Origin of the sequence: Rhodopila sp., assembly GCF_035548235.1 — a bacterium.
Lineage (GTDB): Bacteria > Pseudomonadota > Alphaproteobacteria > Acetobacterales > Acetobacteraceae > Rhodopila.
Window position 1 is genome coordinate 1 of the sequence record NZ_DASZTJ010000081.1, and the last position, 2,397, is coordinate 2,397.

At 71.0% G+C, this 2,397-nt stretch carries 2 protein-coding genes; both read right to left on the reverse strand.

The genetic code is table 11. The features are described from left to right. Nucleotides 1-1,669, reverse strand: a 1,669-nt coding sequence (locus VHB27_RS06560; protein WP_325598440.1) for a type I polyketide synthase, incomplete at its 3' end; no start/stop codon positions are given. Beyond that, nucleotides 1,662-2,397, reverse strand: a 736-nt coding sequence (locus VHB27_RS06565; protein ID WP_325598442.1) for a beta-ketoacyl reductase, incomplete at its 5' end; no start/stop codon positions are given. The genes VHB27_RS06560 and VHB27_RS06565, both read right to left, overlap by 8 nt.

Genomic DNA, 2,397 nt, shown 5'->3' on the forward strand with positions numbered 1-2,397 from the left:
CAGGACAGAATATCCCGACCTGCGGCGCCGGCTGCTCGGTTTCTGCGGAAACTATCCGGCCGTCGGCGAGGCCGTCGCACCAATTCCGCAGGCACGCCGCGAGCTCGGCCCGGTCGCGGACGATCGCGGCCAGGCGATGGCGATGATGCGACCGCGAAACGGAAACGGCATGGCAGATCGCGGCCAGCGGAGCGTCGCTCCGGTCCAGCCACGCACCATAATCGGCGGCGAGCGCCCGCAGCGCCTCGGGCGAACGGGCGGACAGCAGGAACAGCTCAGGCCGGTTCACCGGCGGTTCGGTCCCGCGGACCGCGGTGGGCGCCTCCTCCACGATGACATGGACGTTGGTGCCCGAGAAACCGAACGCGCTGACGCCTGCCCGCCGCGGCCGTTCGGTGCGCGCCCAGGACCGAGCGGCCGTGACGACGGAGACCGGCAGGTCATGCCAGGCCACGCGGGGGTTGAGCGCCGAGACGTTGCGATGCATCGGCAGCCTGTCGTGCCGAAGCGACAGCACGACCTTCAGCAGGCCCGCCAGGCCCGCGACCGCCTCCAGATGCCCGACATTCGTCTTGACGGACCCGACCAGCAGCGGCTTGTCGGCGGCGCGGCCCGGTCCATAGGCGGCGGCAAGCGCCTGGACCTCGATCGGATCGCCCAGCGGCGTGCCGGTGCCGTGTGCCTCGACGTAGTCGACGTCGGCGGGTGCCAGTTTCGCGTTGCGCAGCGCCGCCTGGATGACGGCGGCCTGCGCCGGTCCGTTCGGCGCCGTCAGCCCGGCGCTGCGGCCATCATGATTGGCCGCCGAACCCCGGATCACCGCCAGCACGCGATCGCCGTCGGCCTGCGCGTCGCGCAGGCGCTTGAGGATGACGACGGCGCATCCTTCGCTGCGCACGTAACCGTCCGCGTCCGCATCGAACGTCTTGCACTGCCCGTCGGCGGACAGCATCCGCGCATTGCTGAAGCTGAGCGTCACCTCCGGCGCCAGCATCAGGTTCGCGCCCCCCACCACGGCGAGGCTCGACTCGCCCGACGCGAGGCTCCGGCAGGCGACATGGACCGCCATCAGCCCCGATGAGCAGGCGGTGTCGACGACGAGGCTGGGTCCCCTGGCGTCGAGGACATATGACAGCCGCCCCGCCGCGATCGATTCGGCGAGGCCGAAGGATGAATAGGCGTCGATGTCCTCGGTCCGCTCCAGCAGCATGCGGCCATAGTCGCTGTTGGACAGGCCGACGAAGACGCCCGCCTGGGTGCCGGACAGGCTGGTGGGCGGGATGCCGGCGTGTTCCAGCGCCTCCCATGTCAGCTCCAGCAGGATGCGGTGCTGCGGGTCCATGCTTTCGGCTTCACGGGGCGTGATGCCGAAGAACGCGGCGTCGAACCGGTCGATGCCGTCGACGAAGCCGCCGCGGCGGATGGTGCCGGCGGCGCGATCTTCGCGCCAACGTCCCGGCGGCGCCTCGGTGATCGCGTGCGCGCCGTCGGCGAGCAGGGACCAGAAATCGTCCAGCCGAGCGATGCCGCCGGGGAAGCGTATGGCGGCGCCGACGATGGCGATGGGTTCGGCGTCGCGGGCCTGCCGCTCCGCCAGTTGCGCCCGCAGCCGCCGGATTTCCACCAGCGCCTGCTTGACCGGGCTGAGAGGGGCAGCGGGATCAGACACCGAGACCCTCCAGTTCCCGACGCAACAATTCCTCGGCCTCGGCGTCCGACATGGCGACGATCGCGGCGATGTCGTCGGACCGATCCGGGACAGTGGCCGGGAAAAGCTGCTGCATGATGTGATCCGACAACGTCGCGAGCGTCGGGTAGTCGAGCGCCAGCGTCGGCGGCAGCGCGACGTCGAACGCCTTGGCGAGCAGGTTCCGCAATTCCACCGACATCAGTGAGTCGAGCCCAAGCTCTTGAAACGGCGTTTCGGGGGCGACGTGGGCTTGCGGATCGGCCCCCAGCACCGTCGCCAGGGCCAGCCGCAGATGCTGCAGCAACGCCCGGCGGCGCGCCTGGTCCGGCATGGCGCGAAGCTGCGCGACGATGCCGTCGGACGAAATCGTTTCGGACGATACCTGCTCCGGACGGAGCGTCGCGAAGAACGGATCGTCGCCGATGCGCGGATGCGCGCCGAAGAAGGCGTTCCAGGAGCGCAGCGGCAGGACGGACGCCTGGACGGCGCCGCTGTCCAGCAACGCCTGCATGGCCGCGAGAGCGGCGCCGGCCTCCATCGGCATCAGACCCAGAGACCGCCGCCGCACGCGGTCTTCCGCGGCCATGCCCTCGGCCCAGGGTCCCCAGTCCACGCATAGCCCCGCCAGCCCCCGCGCGCGACGGGCGCGCACGATCGCGGCCAGCGTCCCGTTGGCGGCGGCGTAGCTTGCCTGGCCCGCCGACCCG